Genomic DNA, 15839 nt, shown 5'->3' on the forward strand with positions numbered 1-15839 from the left:
CAGCCCGTCTTAGCCCAGCCGCTCGAGCACCGGCGCGAACGCGGGCGCGAGGTCGATCGGTACCAGGATCTCGTCGATGCCCAACTGGTCGCGGCGGGACTCGAGCGTTTCCGCCGCTTCCGCCGGGTCAGCCGGGAGAACGCCGGCGAGACCCACGAGATCAGAGGCGAGACGTGCGGCGATCCACGCCTGAACCTGTCCCCCGACGCCGAAGACGGACTGGCTCAAGCCCACTGACTGCGACGTCCGGCGGACCAGCGTGGCCATCTTGCGCACGTCGTCCAGGGTCGCGGTGGGGCCCGCTGCGAGAAGTATCCGGTCAGCACCTTCGGCGGCATCCGACAGCATTCGAGGGCCGGCGGCCGCGACGATGATCGGCGGTACGGGCTGCACGGACTCGCGGACAGCCGCGACCGATTCCCACAGCTGTGCGCGGCGCCTTCCGGCCATCCCCCAACGCTTCCCGAGCTGCTGGGCCTCACCCTCGGCGTCCGGACGGCCGACGCCGATGCCGAGTTCGAACCGGCCCTCCGACAACGTCTGCAAAGCGCTCACTTCGCGCACCAGTTCCGCGCTGGTCCGGTACGGAGCGGCGACGACATTCGTGCGGAGCTTGATCGTGTCCGTGACCGCGGCGGCCGCCGCCAGGGCGGGGAACGGAGACATGATGCGCAGCGTGTCCGGCAACATGACGCTGCCGTAGCCGTTGTCTTGGCCCCACTGCACGTCGCGGACCAAATCGGTGCGAGTACGCGGAGCGATGATCAGTCCGAATGAGAAGGCCATGGTTTCCAGGCTGCCTGCTCGGCGGAGATCAGGGCAACCGGGGAAACCCTGAGATCGGGCACGTGACCCGATTTGAAATCCCGGCAACTCGCATTACTTCATGCCATGATTCGTCTACTTGCTTTACACATATTCCATATTGGTAAAGTAGGTAGACGAATCGGTTCGTTTGACGCCGTCGAAGGAGTGCGAAGTTGGCAGTCGAGAACCAGGCTCGCGCCTCGGGCGACGACGCTTTTGTCAACCGGGCGCACAGCCTTCTCAAGGCGATGGCGATCGACGCGACCGTCGACCTGATTCGCACTGCCGGCTGGGCGAACATCCGGATGACCGACATCGCGGCCAAGATCGGCGTCAGCAAGCCGACGCTGTACAAACATTTCGGCTCGAAGGATCAGCTCGCGAGCGTCTACCTCGACCGCGAAATTGACGCGATGATCGAGGTCGCGGCGACCGCGCTCCTCCGCTACCCGGACGATCCCGAGCGTGCACTCCGGGAAGGCCTTCGTTCGGTCATCGAGTCGTTTTCCTCGAACCCGGTAATGCGCTCGGTACTCGCCGACAACGATGCGTCCGCGGCGCTGCTCCCTCTCGTGACGACGCATGGCCAGCGGCTACTCAGGCGCGCAGCAGAGGCCTTCGCGCCGATCCTCGAGAACGCGATCCCCGGACTCGACCCGGCGGACACGCGTGCTTATTCGGACACGATGGTCCGCGTCCTGATCTCGCACGCGATCCTGCCCGCGTCCTCAGTCGAGGAAAGCGTCGACCTCGTGCTTCGCGTGGCGATTCCCGTGCTCCGCACCCAACGACCCCCTGAGTAACCAGCGCAACGCCCCTCAATGCCGAGAGGAAACAATGATCACCCTGCCGAAAATCACCCGCGACCAGTTCGCCGCCGAGTTCGAGCCCGCTGCCGACTACGGCTTCTTCGGGCCCGGGTCCGTGACCTGGACGGTGTGGGGATACCCCACCTCCTACATCCTGGGATTCGCCCGAGCGGTCACCATCGAACATCTCGACCCGAACCTGACGGCCGCTGTCGTGCAGGCCGGCGGCGTGAAGTACCGCCCGCACACGCGCTATGGACGGACTCTTCGTTACTTCGGCATGGTCGCGTTCGGTGCCACCGAGCCGACGGCTCGCGCTGCTGACGTCCTGGTCAAGGTGCACTCCAAGGCGATCGGCACGGACCCGGTGACCCAGCACGCGTACGACGCGAACAAGCCGTCGTCGCAGCTGTGGATCCACATGACCGCGTGGCACTCGATCCTCTACTGCTACGAGAAGTTCGGCCCGGGACGCCTCTCCGCCGAAGAGGAAGCACAGTACTGGGAGGAATGCGCTCGCGCCGCCGAGCTGCAGACCATCGACCCGGACACCGTGCCGCGCACGCGTGAGGACGTCATCAAGTACTTCGACGACTGGCGCCCGCACCTGTGTGCCTCCGAGGCCGCGCGCGACATGGTGGACTTCATCCTTCACCTCGAAGTCGCACTCCCGCCGGACCTGGCGAAGTGGGAGAAGCTTGCCTTCCTGCCGCTGACCCGCCTGCTGGCTCTTGGCGTCGTCGCCACTTATCCCCAGTACATGCGCGACCTCTTCGGCATCAGCCAGAGTCCCGTCGTGGACCGTCTGATCACGCCGCTCATGAAGAACCTCCACACGGTGATCGACCGGTCGTGGACGCTCAAGTTCTGGCTCATGAACCTGATCGCCCCGCAGGCTCTGCCGGTCGCGGCACCGGCGCTGCTCGGCATCCCGGCCGTCAACCCGATCACGATGACCCCGCGCGAGGCCCAGCAGAAGTACGGCTTCGACGTCCCGAATGACGCACACCTGGGCATGCGCGCCAAGCAGCGCGACCGGGTGTTCAAAAAGGGTCTCGCCCCAAGTGACGACGGTTTGCTCGAGTCCGAGGTGCATATCGGCAACCTGAACCCGGCGGAGCGCTCCGCCTGACGAGCCGAAATCCGATGCCCTGTCAGCCAGTTCACTGACAGGGCATCGGATTTTCCGGCACCCTGAATCAGTGGCGAGTATCAACTCGGTCGGCGCGACCCGGTTCCGAGTCTCGTGGACCATCGGCATCGCCGCCGGCTTCGGCTCCTGGTTTGTCTTCCACCACCGCTGGCCGGCAGTGCTGCTCGTGTTCATCATCGTGGGCGCATTCACGCAGTCCGTCTGGGCACTCACCGCACTGTTGCGCCTGGACGGCAATGAGACCCGCGACCATGCGAACGCATCGGATGTGAACGACACTCTTGGCGATATCGCGGCCGTGCTAGTACTCGTCGGCAGCCTGGGATCGATCGGAATCATGCTCGCCACCAGCTCCGACAATCACCGGGAGAAGACCGTCTACGCGGCGATGTCCGTCACCGCGATTCTCGCGGCATGGACATTGCTGCACACCTTGCACATGGCGCGTTATGCCCGGCTCTACTACCAAGACCCCGAGGGCGGCATCGACTTCAACAACGGCGAGCCGCCCCGGTATTCGGACTTCGCCTACTTCTCGTTCAACCTTGGGATGACGTACCAGGTGTCGGATACGTCGGTCAGCAGCAGCGCACTCCGCACCGCGGTGCTCAAGCACTGCATGTTCAGCTACGTGTACGGCACGGTCATCATCGCGACCACGATCAACCTGGTGCTGAACCTCATCTAGTGACACCAAGTTGGCGTCCTTCGCAGTGGCATGAGGCCGGCACGCCGGGCGAATATTCGCAGATCAGGCTAACTTCCTCACGCAACAATTAGCAGCGTTGTGAACATCACTTTCGCTTGCAACGGGGCGTGAGCGTCTGGGACGTTGATTCCCGGTCAAAAATAGTTTGGCTTCCTTACCTCACAAACGACCTGTGATGCGAGAGAGTCAATTTCTGGCATTCCGACCGCCAGGTGACAGAAACGGAAAAAATACGTCCATGATCATCGGCATACCGCGCGAGTCCCTACCGGGTGAGACGCGCGTAGCAGCTACTCCGGTAACGACCGAGCAGCTCATCAAACTTGGATATGACGTCATCGTCGAAACTGGTGCGGGTAACGCATCGAGCTTCCCCGATGAGGCATACGTCGCGGCTGGGGCCTCCACGGGCTCGTCGGATCAGGTGTGGTCCGCGGACATCGTGATGAAGGTCAACGCACCGAACGACGGCGAGATCGCCGCGCTCAAGGATGGGGCGACACTCGTCAGCCTCATCTCCCCCGCGTTGAACCCCGAACTCGTCGAGAAGCTCGCCGCTCGCCCGATCACGGTGCTCGCGATGGACGCGGTTCCGCGTATCTCGCGTGCCCAGTCGCTCGACGTGTTGTCGTCGATGGCGAACATCGCCGGCTACCGCGCGGTCGTCGAGGCTGCGCACGAGTTCGGTCGGTTCTTCACCGGACAGGTGACCGCCGCCGGCAAGGTCCCGCCCGCCAAGGTGCTGGTGTGTGGCGCCGGTGTCGCCGGTCTGGCCGCGATCGGCTCCGCCGGTTCGCTCGGTGCGATCGTCCGTGCCACCGACCCGCGTCCCGAGGTTGCCGACCAGGTCGCCTCGCTCGGTGGCGAATACCTGTCGATCTCCTCCCCCGAGGTCGAGGTAAGCGCGACTGGCTACGCCAAGGAAATGGGCGACGACTACAAGCAGCGCGAAGCCGACCTGTACGCGGCGCAGGCTAAAGACGTCGACATCATCATCACCACTGCACTGATCCCGGGACGTCCCGCACCGCGGCTCTTCACTGAAGAGATGGTCGCCTCGATGAAGCCGGGTTCGGTCGTCGTCGACATGGCCGCCTCCAACGGCGGAAACGTCGCCGGCTCAGTGGCGGGCGAGAAGGTCGTGACCGCGAATGGCGTCACGATCCTCGGCTACACCGACCTCCCGGGCCGTCTCCCGGCTCAGGCCTCGCAGCTGTTTGGCACCAACCTGGTCAACCTGCTCAAGCTCGTCACCAAGGAGAAGGACGGTCAGTTCGTCCTCGACTTCGATGACGTCGTGCAGCGCGGCATGACCATTGTCCGCGACGGTGAGACCACCTGGCCGCCCCCGGCAGTCAGCGTCTCCGCCGCTCCCGCCCAGGCCAAGGTCGCGGAAGTCGCCGTCAAGCCGGAGAAGAAGCCGATGTCGCCAGGCAAGCGCCTGGGCATCGTCGGCGTGATCGCCGCACTGCTCTTCGTGCTCGTCGCAGCATCACCGTCCGAGCTGGTCGGACACTTCACCGTGTTCGCGCTGGCGATCGTGATCGGTTACTACGTCATCGGCCACGTGGCGCACTCGCTGCACACCCCGTTGATGTCGGTGACGAACGCGATCTCCGGAATCATCGTCGTCGGCGCGCTCCAGCAGATCGGGCACGGCAACACGACCGTCACGATCCTGGCGTTCGTCGCGATCCTGCTGGCCAGCATCAACGTGTTCGGTGGCTTCACGGTCACCCAGCGCATGCTGAAGATGTTCTCGAAGGGCTGAGGTAAACAACCATGACTGCGCATACCGCTGCACAGGCCGGCTACCTCGTCGCCGCGCTTCTCTTCATCCTCGCCCTCGCCGGACTCTCGAAGCATGAGTCCGCCAAGCAGGGCAACACGTTCGGCGTCGCCGGCATGACCGTCGCCCTCGCGGTGACGATCGCCGTCGCAACCGCTGCCGCCAACGGAGCCATCAGCCTCGCCGGACTCGGCCTGCTGGCCCTCGCCATGGCGATCGGTGCCGTCATCGGCATCTACCGGGCCCGCAAGGTCGAAATGACCGCGATGCCCGAGCTGATCGCCCTGTTCCACAGCTTCGTCGGTCTCGCGGCCGTGCTCGTGGGCTGGAATGGCTACTTCGAGGTCGAGGCCAAGGGCGGCCACCCGGACGAGTTCTCCGGTGCACTGCTCGGCATCCACCACGCTGAGGTCTTCATCGGTGTCTTCATCGGTGCGGTCACCTTCACCGGTTCGATCGTCGCGTACCTGAAGCTGTCGGCCAAGATCAAGTCGTCGCCGCTCATGCTGCCGGGCAAGAACCTCATCAACGTCGGTGCCCTGGTGGCGTTCGCGGCCCTCACCGTCGCGTTCGTCCTGCAGCCGAGCCTGCCGCTGCTCATCGCCGTGACCATCGTCGCGCTGCTCCTCGGTTGGCACCTCGTCGCCTCCATCGGTGGTGGCGACATGCCGGTCGTGGTGTCGATGCTCAACAGCTACTCGGGTTGGGCCGCGGCCGCCGCCGGATTCCTGCTCGGCAACGACCTGCTCATCGTCACCGGTGCTCTCGTCGGTTCGTCCGGTGCGTACCTGAGCTACATCATGTGCAAGGCGATGAACCGCTCGTTCATCTCCGTCATCGCGGGTGGATTCGGTATCGCAGCTGGACCGTCGGGTGACCAGGACTACGGCGAGCACCGTGAGATCAACGCCGAAGACACCGCTGATCTGCTGTCGAACGCGAAGACCGTCATCATCACGCCGGGCTACGGCATGGCCGTCGCCCAGGCGCAGTACCCGGTCGCCGAGATCACCCGCAAGCTCCGCGAGAAGGGCATAACCGTCCGCTTCGGTATCCACCCCGTCGCCGGTCGTCTGCCGGGGCACATGAACGTGCTCCTCGCCGAGGCGAAGGTGCCGTACGACATCGTGCTCGAGATGGACGAGATCAACGAGGACTTCAGTTCTACTGACGTCGTCCTGGTGATCGGCGCGAACGACACGGTGAACCCGGCCGCCGCCGAGGATCCGAGCAGCCCCATCGCGGGTATGCCGGTGCTCAGCGTCTGGGAAGCCGAGAACGTCGTCGTGTTCAAGCGGTCGATGGCCGCCGGTTACGCCGGTGTGCAGAACCCGCTGTTCTTCCGGGAGAACACGCAGATGCTGTTCGGCGATGCCCGCGACCGCGTCGAGGACATCCTCGCGGCGCTGTAGTTCGCTCCGACCAAAAGACCCCTGTCTGATTTCGATCAGACAGGGGTCTTCTGCGATTTGGTGCCCTGACGACGTTGTCATCGCGATATGTGGACGACGGACCCGTGAGAGCACCGAATCGTCGCGCTCTAGGTCAGGCAGACGCCCAGGTGGCCGGGTGAGCGGTCTTCCACTGCCGCGTGACGAGCTTTCGGAACCCGGGTCCGTACGTGGCGTCGAAGTACCCGTCGTCCGTCATGAGAAGCAGGTTCGAGTACACCGCCTCGGACAGGCTGGCCCCGGTGTCCGCGCACATCTCGACCACCCAGATGGCCGCCTCGTACGGCTCGCCGGCCTTCAACAACGCACGCCCAGCCCACAACTGGTCGTTGAGAGCGTCGTCTTGTCCCGCGATCGCCCGCAGTTCGTCGAGCGCCGTCTCGACCGTCCGGTTGAGTAGGAACGGCTGCGGATCCGCGGGGTTCGCATGGACCCGTTTGCCGTCGACAACCGGGAATGCGGTCACCAAACGGGCCGATTCACCCGGCAAAGTGCGAACGAGTGCTCCAACCCACACTCCGTCGAAATCACGGAAGCTCGCGGTCGACGAGCCGACGGTGAGCCAGTGGTCAGGTTCCCCCGTGACGGCCGTAATGCATTCCAGCAGTGTCGAATTGGACCAATCGGCGGGGAATTCTGCGACCCCTGGTGCGCCTTGACCGGCGCCATGTTCTCCGGACGGTGGTCGCCGATGCAGCACCTCGAGCACGCGCGGGTCATCGGTCTGATAGCTACCCATACAACGAATCTTCCACATGAGGGACGATGTATCTGACACGTCCTCGCCGGGCAGGTTCCGGCGACGGGCATCAAACGAGCAGTAACCCTGTAATGGACACGTGGCGTGTGTTTGTATGAACCCACCGCTACCTGCCCAAAGACCGTTAGACCGGAGGCTGTGAAAGATCATGCGGGAGTTCGAAGTACCAGCGTCGTACACCATCCCTGACGACGCCTCGATGGCGGACAATGTCTTCCGATTCGCCGTTGAAGACCCGACGTTCGTCCCGTTCAAGATTCCCAACGGCTCCGGCGGTTGGTATGACGTGACCGCCGCTGCGTTCGCCAAGGACGTCACCGCCGTCGCCAAGGGCCTGATGGCCAGCGGCGTCGAGCCCGGCGACCGCGTCGCACTGCTGTCGTCGACGCGCTATGAGTGGACCCTCATCGACTTCGCGATCTGGGCAGCCGGTGGTTGCACCGTCTCGATCTACGACTCGTCCGCTGCCGACCAGTGCAAGTGGATCCTCGAGAACTCGGGCACGAAGCTGCTCATCGTCGAGACGCCCAAGCATGCCGCCACCGTCGACGAGGTCGCCAAGAACGCTCCCGAACTCGACGAGGTCCTGCAGATCAACGCAGGAGCCATCGACGAGCTCAAGCGTCGCGGTGCGTCCGTCAGCGACGAGGAACTCGAGACCCGGCGCAAGACCGTCAACGCCAAGTCTCCCGCCACCCTGATCTACACCTCGGGTACGACCGGTCGTCCGAAGGGCGTCCTGCTTACCCACTCCAACCTGTATGCGGAGTCGATGAGCGCCCGCATCGCGCTCAAGGAAGCGCTCGTCAAGGGCAAGAAGACTCTCATGTTCCTGCCGCTGGCGCACGTGTTCGCCCGCGCGATCTCGGTCGGTGCCTTCGACGGCAAGGTGACCGTCGCCCACACCTCAGACTGGTCAACACTGGTCGAGCAGTTCGGTGCGTTCCAGCCGGACTTCATCCTCTCGGTGCCCCGCGTGTTCGAGAAGGTGTTCAACAGCGCGAAGCAGAAGGCGCACGACGGTGGCAAGGGCAAGATCTTCGACGCTGCCGCGGCGACGGCGATCGCGTACAGCGAGGCCATCGAGACCGGCGGCCCCGGCCTGGGCCTCAAGATCAAGCACGCGGTGTTCGACAAGCTCGTCTACGGCAAGCTCAAGGCGGCCCTCGGCGGTAACTGCCAGCGTGCGGTGTCCGGTGGAGGCCCCCTCGGCGCACGCCTGGGTCACTTCTTCCGCGGCGTCGGCGTCCCGATCTACGAGGGCTACGGCCTGACGGAGACCAGCGCCGCGCTCACGGTCAACACGCAGGAACACATCCGCGTCGGCAGTGTCGGCCGCCCGATCGAGGGTTGCGCCGCGAAGGTCGCAGACGACGGCGAGCTCCTCCTCAAGGGTGGCCCCGTCTTCCTCGAGTACTGGAAGAACCCAGACGCCACTGCCGAGTCGTTCGAGGACGGCTGGTTCAAGACCGGTGACCTCGGCAAGATCGACGATGACGGCTTCGTCTTCATCACCGGCCGTAAGAAGGAACTCATCGTCACGGCCGCGGGCAAGAACGTCTCCCCCGCGTCGCTCGAAGATCCGCTGCGCGCGCACCCGCTCATCGGCCAGCCGATGATCGTCGGCGACAACCGTCCGTTCGTCGGCGTGCTCGTCACCCTCGACCCGGAAGCACTTCCGGGCTGGAAGCAGCGCAACAACATCGCCGCGCACACCTCGATCGAGGAGCTCACGACGAACCCGGCGCTCCTCGCGGAGCTCGAAAGCGCGGTTGCGGACGCCAACTCCAAGGTGTCCAAGGCCGAGCAGATCAAGAAGATCAAGGTCCTTGCCGTCGAATGGACGCAGGAGACCGGTGAACTGACCCCGAAGATGTCGCTCAAGCGTGCGGTCGTCATGAAGCAGCACGAGGCCGACATCGAGGCTCTCTACTCATAAGAAGGCGATAATCCTGTCGCATCGGACTGATAGCCGCGGCGACCGGGACGGCAAGACCTGGGGCCATGTATGGGCCCGGGCACTTGCTGGTCTGGTCGCCGCTGGCGTCGTTTTAGGCTGCGGTGAGCTGCTTTCGGCAGCCATCGCAGGAGCCAGCGCGCCCTTGACCGCCATCGGGTCGGTCGTCGTCGACCACACCCCGACCGGGCTGCGCGAATGGGCGATCCAGACGTTCGGAACGCACGACAAGGCCGTTCTGTTCGCGATCATGATCGCCGGCGCCGTGCTGGTTGCCGTCGGTGCGGGCATCGCGGAGCGGCGCGACCGGCCGGCCGGCTCGATAGTGTTCGGCGTGCTCGGCCTGGCCGCCGCGTTCGCCGCGTTCACCCGTCCGAGCGCAACGCTCATCTGGACGATCCCGAGCCTCGTCGGCGCGGTCCTCGGCATCCTGCTGCTACGGACGCTGACGCGAACCGTCGAACCGGAATTCGACCGCCGACGGTTCCTCACGATCGCGGGCCTGACGACTGTCGCGGCGGCCGGGGTCGGGGCCTTCGGACGATTGGTCGGCGCGTCCGAACGCAAGGTTTCGGAGGATCGCACCGCCTTCACGCTGCCCGCTCCCGCGGAACCAGCGACTCCCCCGCCACCCGACGTCGATCTTCGCGGCCCAGGTTTGACGCCGTGGGAGACGTCGAACGGCTCGTTCTACCGCATCGACACCGCTCTCACGGTGCCGCGCCTCGCGCGGGCTGATTGGTCACTGCGCATCTTCGGCATGGTCGACAAAGAGTTGACATTGACGCTCGACGACCTGCTGAAGCGTCCGCTCATCGAGCGGTACGTGACTCTGACCTGCGTCTCGAACCCGGTCGGCGGAAACCTGGCCGGCAACGCGAAGTGGTTGGGGTGGAGAATCAAGGACCTGCTCGCCGAGGCGGTCGTCCAGCCAAATGCCGACATGGTGTTGTCCACGAGCGTCGACGGCTTCACGGCCGGTACCCCGCTCGAGGCACTGACCGACCCGCGCGATTCGATGCTGGTCATCGGCATGAACGGGCAGCCTCTGCCGATCGAGCACGGGTATCCCGCCCGCCTTGTCGTGCCGGGCCTCTACGGCTACGTGTCCGCCACGAAGTGGGTCACGAGCCTCGAGGTGACTCGCTTCGACAAGGCGACGGCGTATTGGACCGATCGAGGCTGGTCGGAGCGCGGTCCGATCAAGACGGCGACCCGGATCGACGTGCCGCAATCGAACAACCGCATCTCGGCCGGTCCGGTGACGATCGCGGGTGTGGCCTGGGCACAGCACCGCGGCATCAAGGCGGTCGAGGTACAGATCGACAGCGGCCCGTGGCAACCGGCCCGCCTCGCCGCGGACTACTCGTCAGACACCTGGCGCCAATGGGCGTTCGATTGGGAAGCCAGCAAGGGACCGCACGTCATTCGGGCGCGCGCGACGGACGGCACCGGCATGGTGCAGACCTCAGACGAAGCCGACCCCATGCCCGATGGGGCAACCGGGTGGCCGGAGATTTCGGTTCGGATCGACTGACAATGTGCGGTTTCCATCCGAACCTCGCGACTGATTCCTAGTGTCGTAGACAGGTGTTCTTGGTCGAACACCCGGCAACACAAAGGAATCTGGCGTGCGCGACATTTCTCGGCGTGGCTTCTTCCGGGGATCGGCGGCGTTCGGCGCGGGACTGGCCCTGCCCTCGCTGGCCGCATGCTCGAATGCCCCCGCCGCCGCGGCGATCGATTCACTTCACTCGTTGTTGCCGGGCCGCGTCGTCGGACGGTCAGATCGGGACTACACGTCGTTCGTCACCCCATGGAACCTGGCTTGGGACAAGGTGCGGCCGAAAGCTGCGGCAATCGTTCGAGCGACGAGTACCGACGACGTGGCTGCCACGCTGAGGTGGGCCGAGAAAACCGGCACCCCGATCGTGGCCCGGTCCGGTGGTCATTCGTACGCGGGCTACTCGACGACGCCGGGCGTCGTGATCGATGTGTCGCGCATGTCGGGTGTGGAGTTCAGTCCCTCGACGAACGTCGCCACGCTCGGCGGCGGAGCCCGGAACATCAACGTCTCGTCCGAACTCGAAAAGGTCGGCCGAACGGTCACCCACGGCCGTTGCTACCAGGTCGGCTACGCCGGCCTCGTGCTCGGCGGCGGGATCGGGTTCAACGTGCGCCGGTTCGGATTCGCCTGCGACCAACTCCTCGAAACGACTGTCGTCCTCGCGTCCGGCGAGGTCGTGCGCGCGGCCCCCGATGAGAATCCCGATCTGTTGTGGGCGGCCAAAGGCGGCGGGGGCGGGAACTTCGGCATCCACACCAGCTTCGTCGTCCAGACGTATGACGCGGCCCCGATCACGGTGTTCGATGTGGTGTGGAAAGAGAACGTCGATGAAGTCACGCGTTGGCTCCTCGATTTCGCCCGGAACGCGCCTCGCGAATTCGGCGCCAAGATCACCTTGCGGGCCACCCCAGATCCGTCGGGGCCCGCGCGCCTGAGCGTCGGCCTGCTCGGTCAATTCGTCGGAACGGCCGACGAAACCATGGCACTGCTCGATCCCGCGTTTGCGCTCGCCGAGCCCGATCGTTCGTACGGCTTTCTCCGCGAAGCGTCCTACTGGGACGGGCAGAAGAAGGTGTCCGACAAGGGCGATCCGGAGTGGTCCGCCGAGCGATCGGTGTTCATTGACAACTCGCTCGGAGATGACGGGCTGGGCGTGATTCTCGATCACATGCGGAATTGGCCGCCGCACCAGGGACTTGCTCAGTGGAAGGCATTCGTCATCGGCGGCGCCGCGAACGACGTCCGCCCCGATGCGACGGCGTTCGTCCATCGCCGGAGTTGGCTGCTGGCCGCGGTCGATGTGGCGTGGCACGGCGGCGATTCGGAGTCGGACATCGCCACCTCGCTCCGCTGGCTCGACGAATTCCACGCAGCGTTGGCGCAATACGGGTCCGGGGCGTACCAGAACTTCCTCGATCCGCGCGAAAAGAACTGGGCGCAAGCCTATTACGGCGAAAACTTCGGCCGCCTCGTCGCCGTGAAACAGCAGTACGACCCGCGGAACGTCTTCCACAACGGACAGTCGATCCCGCTGGATGTGATGGCGTTCGTCAATTCGAATTGACCGGAGCAGTGCGATTCGCACGTTCGGCGCAGACTTTCGTCAGCACCGCACCGACGACGATGAACGCGGTCCCGATCGGCCAGGGATAGTCGTCGACGAACAACGCGACGATGCCGATCACGGTGAACAGCGGGAAGACCTGTGCGAGAAATGCCTCGATTGGCGGCCCGTCGCCGGTTCCATCGGTCTGCGCTTCAATGCGCTTCGGGTACCACAGCGTGAATTGCACGGCGATGATCATCGGGACGAGCGGGATGATCCAGCCGGTCCACAAATTGTCCTGGTTGTGGAGCACTCCGTCGCCATAGAGCCCAGAGAGTGCCTGAATGACGAAGGACCCGGCCCAGACGCCGGAGATGATGTAGTTCGTCCGGATGAAGATCGGTGAGTCCCAGATCTCTTCCGGCGACTCTTCCTTCGCATAAGCGAGGGTGAAGGGCCGTCGGATGACGATCGAACCGACGACGATGACCATCAGGGCGACGTTGGCGATCTCACCACCCCACAGCTCGAGCCAGTTATTGACCGACTTCGAGGTCGTGGCGACGACAATCGACAGGACGCCGAAGAAGACGACATCGGCGTATTCGAGCATCTTGGGTCGACCGCCCCGGACCCAACCGATGCACAACAAGACCAACGCAATACCGAACGCGACGCCGGCCGCGAGTTCGAGCGTGCCTTTCCCCTGCAGCAGGGCGTACACGATCCAGGGCGACAGGCCGGCGAGCGGATTGCTGAGAATCCGGTCGAGGATCGGTTCCTTTTCTTCCTCGGTAGCAGTCATCGGACACCCGCCATCTTCTTGGAGACCCACGGAGAGATCCCGACCAGAATCACGCCGACCACGATCGACGCGACGCCGATCCACAGGAAGAACGGGTCGTCGTTCTTCGAGTTGTAGTAGCCGGCGAGGGTGCCCGACATCGCGGTGCCAAGCGCCACCGACAGAAAGAACAGCGCGACCATCTGCGTACGGAAGACGCGTGGCGCCAACTTCGTCGCGAGCGACAGGCCAACCGGCGACAGCAGCAGTTCGGCGAAGGTGAAGAGCAGCAGGATGAACGCGAGCGACAGCAGTGGGGTACTACCGGGCTCCGGATCGGTGAGCGGGATGAAGGCGAGAAACGCGATACCCATGATGATCGTTCCGCCCGCGAACTTGATCGGGGTCCGCGGCTGGCGATCACCGAGTTTCGTCCACATCGCGGCGAAAACGCCCGCGAACGTGATGATGAAGACCGGGTTGATCGACTGAACCCACGCCGCCGGAAACTCCCAGCCGAAGAGGTTGCGGTCGAGGCGAACGTCCGCAAACTGCGCGATCGTGGTGAATTGCTGCTGGTAAAGCGACCAGAACGCAGCGCTGGCGATGAACATCGGAATGAACGCGATGACGCGGCTGCGCTCGACGCCCGACAGATCCTTACTCGACAGGATCACTCCGAAGTACACGACCGCCGCAACCGCCGTCACCCCGACGACCACGTCCGACAGGTTCGATGCCTTCACCAGACCGGACAGGATCGCGGCCGCGATGACCACGACCACGCCGACGCCGACGCCGATCCAGCGCAGGCGTTCGGTCGCAGGCAGCGGGTTCGACGGCTCCGCACCGGCTTCGCCCAGGTGCTTCCGACCCAGCGAGTACTGCAGCAGACCAAGGAACATGCCGACCGCGGCCGCCGCGAATCCGGCATGGAAACCGATCTTGTCCTGCAGGAGTCCGGTCAGGAGCGGACCGACGAGGGCGCCCAGATTGATGCCCATGTAGAAGATCGAGAATCCCGCATCGCGACGCTGGTCGCCCTCCGCGTAGAGCTGGCCAACCAAAGCAGTCGCGTTCGCTTTGACGCCACCACTTCCGACACCGATGAGCGAGAGCCCGACCGCCACTCCCGCGATGCCGGGCAGAATCGCCAGCGACAGGTGGCCGAACATGATCATGATCGCGCTGTAGAAGAGGGTTCGTTCCTCGCCCAGCAGCCGGTCGGCGACCCAGCCGCCGAGGATCGTCGACAAGTAGACAAGTCCGCCGTATGCACCGACGATGCTGGTTGCGGACTCCTTGTCGAAGCCCAGACCGCCGTCTGCCGCGGTGTAGTAGAGGTAGTACAGCAGGATGCCCTGCATGCCGTAGAACGAGAATCGTTCCCACATCTCGACGCCGAACAGATTCGCGAGCGCGAAGGGCTGCCCGAAGAAGCTCCGTGACCGACCTGGAGTAGTCGATGGCGCGTTGATGTCAGTCGTCACCGCGACCCCCGCAGGTTGTCTCCATGTCCGAATTATCAGTCTGCGGCGCGCGGCTCAACAGCCGTTCAGACAAAACGGTTGGTGCGGGAAAAAGTATTGGCCCACAGATTAATTCAAGACTCAACCAGGAAAGACCGGAACCTCACGTGTGGCGCTGGCGACTGCTTGCGGCACGCCGTGCAGTCGACCGCTAATCTCGATGACACAACCCTCGTCTGAGTGTTGGTGCACGGAAAGGGCTACACGTGGTCAGCGTCGTTAGCGGGGCGGTCGACAAAGCGGTCATCAAGGTCCTCGATCACGGCAGCAAACTGCAGGCGCCGGCCGTGGCCGCCTATGTCAATCACCTGCGCAAGAGTCACCCAGACGAAACTCCGGAAAAGATCATCGAGCGCCTCGAGGGACTGTTCCTTCTCGGGGTCACCGGCAGCGGAGGCGCCGTCGGTGCCGCCGCGGCCCTGCCCGGGGTCGGTACTCTCGCCTCGCTCGGCGCGATCTCGGCGGAGACGGCTTTCTTCCTCGAGGCGTCCGCGCTGTTCACCCTCGCCGTCGCGCACGTCCACGGTGTGAACCCACTGGACAACGAGCACCGCCGGGCACTCGTCATCGCGGTCGCCCTCGGTGACACCGGTATGGGCATCGTCGAGCGGGCTGCCGGGCACTCGGCAAAGAACTGGGGAACCGTGCTCGGCACGAAACTCCCCGGAATCGGCGACGTCAACGATTCGCTCATCAAGAAGTTCATCTTCAACTTCTTCAAGAAGCGCGCCCTGCTCATGTTCGGCAAGATCATCCCGGCCGGTATCGGTGCGGCAGTGGGTGCGATCGGCAACCGCGCCCTTGCGAAGACGATCATCGAGAACGCGCACACAGCCTTCGGTCCAGCGCCCACTCGTTTTCCCGAGCCGATGATCGTCGACGCGGAAGTCGTGTCGAACAACGCGGCGACCGGCCCTGCGATCACGGAGCCATAGCGCTGAGCAAGCATGCCGCACTCGAGGTCAGCAAGCTGACGAC

Annotated in this window: 13 protein-coding genes; 9 read left to right on the top strand and 4 right to left on the bottom strand. The window is 64.4% G+C overall.

Annotation, left to right across the window (positions count from 1 at the left end; translation table 11 throughout):
* Positions 1 to 9: 9 nt before the first annotated feature.
* Positions 10 to 786, bottom strand: coding sequence for an LLM class flavin-dependent oxidoreductase (locus F600_RS0106055; RefSeq protein ID WP_018159697.1), 777 nt, complete (start codon positions 784 to 786; stop codon positions 10 to 12).
* A gap of 194 nt (positions 787 to 980) precedes the next feature.
* Between F600_RS0106055 and F600_RS0106060 the strand changes: the two genes are divergently transcribed.
* The 5 genes from F600_RS0106060 to pntB all read left to right on the top strand — a co-directional run bounded on the left by F600_RS0106060 (position 981) and on the right by pntB (position 6679).
* On the top strand, positions 981 to 1610 hold the full coding sequence (locus tag F600_RS0106060; protein WP_018159698.1) for a TetR/AcrR family transcriptional regulator: 630 nt from the start codon (positions 981 to 983) through the stop codon (positions 1608 to 1610).
* 34 nt (positions 1611 to 1644) lie between these two features.
* On the top strand, positions 1645 to 2748 hold the full coding sequence (locus F600_RS0106065; RefSeq protein WP_018159699.1) for an oxygenase MpaB family protein: 1104 nt from the start codon (positions 1645 to 1647) through the stop codon (positions 2746 to 2748).
* Positions 2749 to 2818: 70 nt separating this feature from the next.
* Positions 2819 to 3457 (top strand): DUF1345 domain-containing protein, encoded by a 639-nt coding sequence (locus F600_RS0106070; RefSeq protein ID WP_018159700.1) that lies wholly within the window; start codon positions 2819 to 2821, stop codon positions 3455 to 3457.
* Positions 3458 to 3716: 259 nt separating this feature from the next.
* Entirely contained in the window at positions 3717 to 5249 is a 1533-nt protein-coding gene (locus tag F600_RS0106075) for a Re/Si-specific NAD(P)(+) transhydrogenase subunit alpha (protein ID WP_018159701.1), read from the top strand.
* A gap of 11 nt (positions 5250 to 5260) precedes the next feature.
* Positions 5261 to 6679, top strand: a complete 1419-nt coding sequence (pntB, locus tag F600_RS0106080; protein ID WP_018159702.1) for a Re/Si-specific NAD(P)(+) transhydrogenase subunit beta — start codon at positions 5261 to 5263, stop codon at positions 6677 to 6679.
* A gap of 133 nt (positions 6680 to 6812) precedes the next feature.
* Here the strand turns inward: pntB and F600_RS0106085 are convergent, their stop codons facing one another.
* Positions 6813 to 7457 (bottom strand): hypothetical protein, encoded by a 645-nt coding sequence (locus tag F600_RS0106085; RefSeq protein WP_018159703.1) that lies wholly within the window; start codon positions 7455 to 7457, stop codon positions 6813 to 6815.
* A 169-nt stretch (positions 7458 to 7626) separates the two neighbouring features.
* Here F600_RS0106085 and F600_RS0106090 point away from each other — a divergent pair, with 169 nt between their 5' ends.
* The 3 genes from F600_RS0106090 (at position 7627) to F600_RS27125 (ending at position 12566) form a co-directional block, all read left to right on the top strand.
* A complete protein-coding gene (locus F600_RS0106090) occupies positions 7627 to 9417 on the top strand; it encodes an AMP-dependent synthetase/ligase (RefSeq protein ID WP_018159704.1) in 1791 nt (596 codons plus the stop codon).
* 163 nt (positions 9418 to 9580) lie between these two features.
* Positions 9581 to 10972, top strand: a complete 1392-nt coding sequence (locus F600_RS0106095; RefSeq protein ID WP_018159705.1) for a molybdopterin-dependent oxidoreductase — start codon at positions 9581 to 9583, stop codon at positions 10970 to 10972.
* Positions 10973 to 11066: 94 nt separating this feature from the next.
* The gene (locus F600_RS27125) at positions 11067 to 12566 is read left to right on the top strand and encodes an FAD-binding oxidoreductase (protein ID WP_018159706.1); all 1500 of its coding nucleotides are present in this window, start codon (positions 11067 to 11069) and stop codon (positions 12564 to 12566) included.
* Here F600_RS27125 and F600_RS0106105 read toward each other — a convergent pair.
* Together F600_RS0106105 and F600_RS0106110 are read right to left on the bottom strand one after the other, a co-directional pair.
* Positions 12553 to 13353 (bottom strand): DUF3159 domain-containing protein, encoded by an 801-nt coding sequence (locus F600_RS0106105; RefSeq protein ID WP_018159707.1) that lies wholly within the window; start codon positions 13351 to 13353, stop codon positions 12553 to 12555. The two genes, F600_RS27125 and F600_RS0106105, sit on opposite strands and share 14 nt — an antisense overlap.
* The gene (locus F600_RS0106110) at positions 13350 to 14822 is read right to left on the bottom strand and encodes a peptide MFS transporter (protein ID WP_018159708.1); all 1473 of its coding nucleotides are present in this window, start codon (positions 14820 to 14822) and stop codon (positions 13350 to 13352) included. The genes F600_RS0106105 and F600_RS0106110 overlap by 4 nt, the downstream gene beginning before the upstream one ends.
* A 245-nt stretch (positions 14823 to 15067) precedes the next feature.
* Here F600_RS0106110 and F600_RS0106115 point away from each other — a divergent pair, with 245 nt between their 5' ends.
* A complete protein-coding gene (locus tag F600_RS0106115; protein ID WP_018159709.1) occupies positions 15068 to 15796 on the top strand; it encodes a hypothetical protein in 729 nt (242 codons plus the stop codon).
* The last annotated feature ends 43 nt before the right edge of the window (positions 15797 to 15839 follow it).

Origin of the sequence: Smaragdicoccus niigatensis DSM 44881 = NBRC 103563 (genome assembly GCF_000380645.1) — a bacterium.
In the GTDB taxonomy this organism is placed as follows: Bacteria; Actinomycetota; Actinomycetes; order Mycobacteriales; family Mycobacteriaceae; genus Smaragdicoccus; species Smaragdicoccus niigatensis.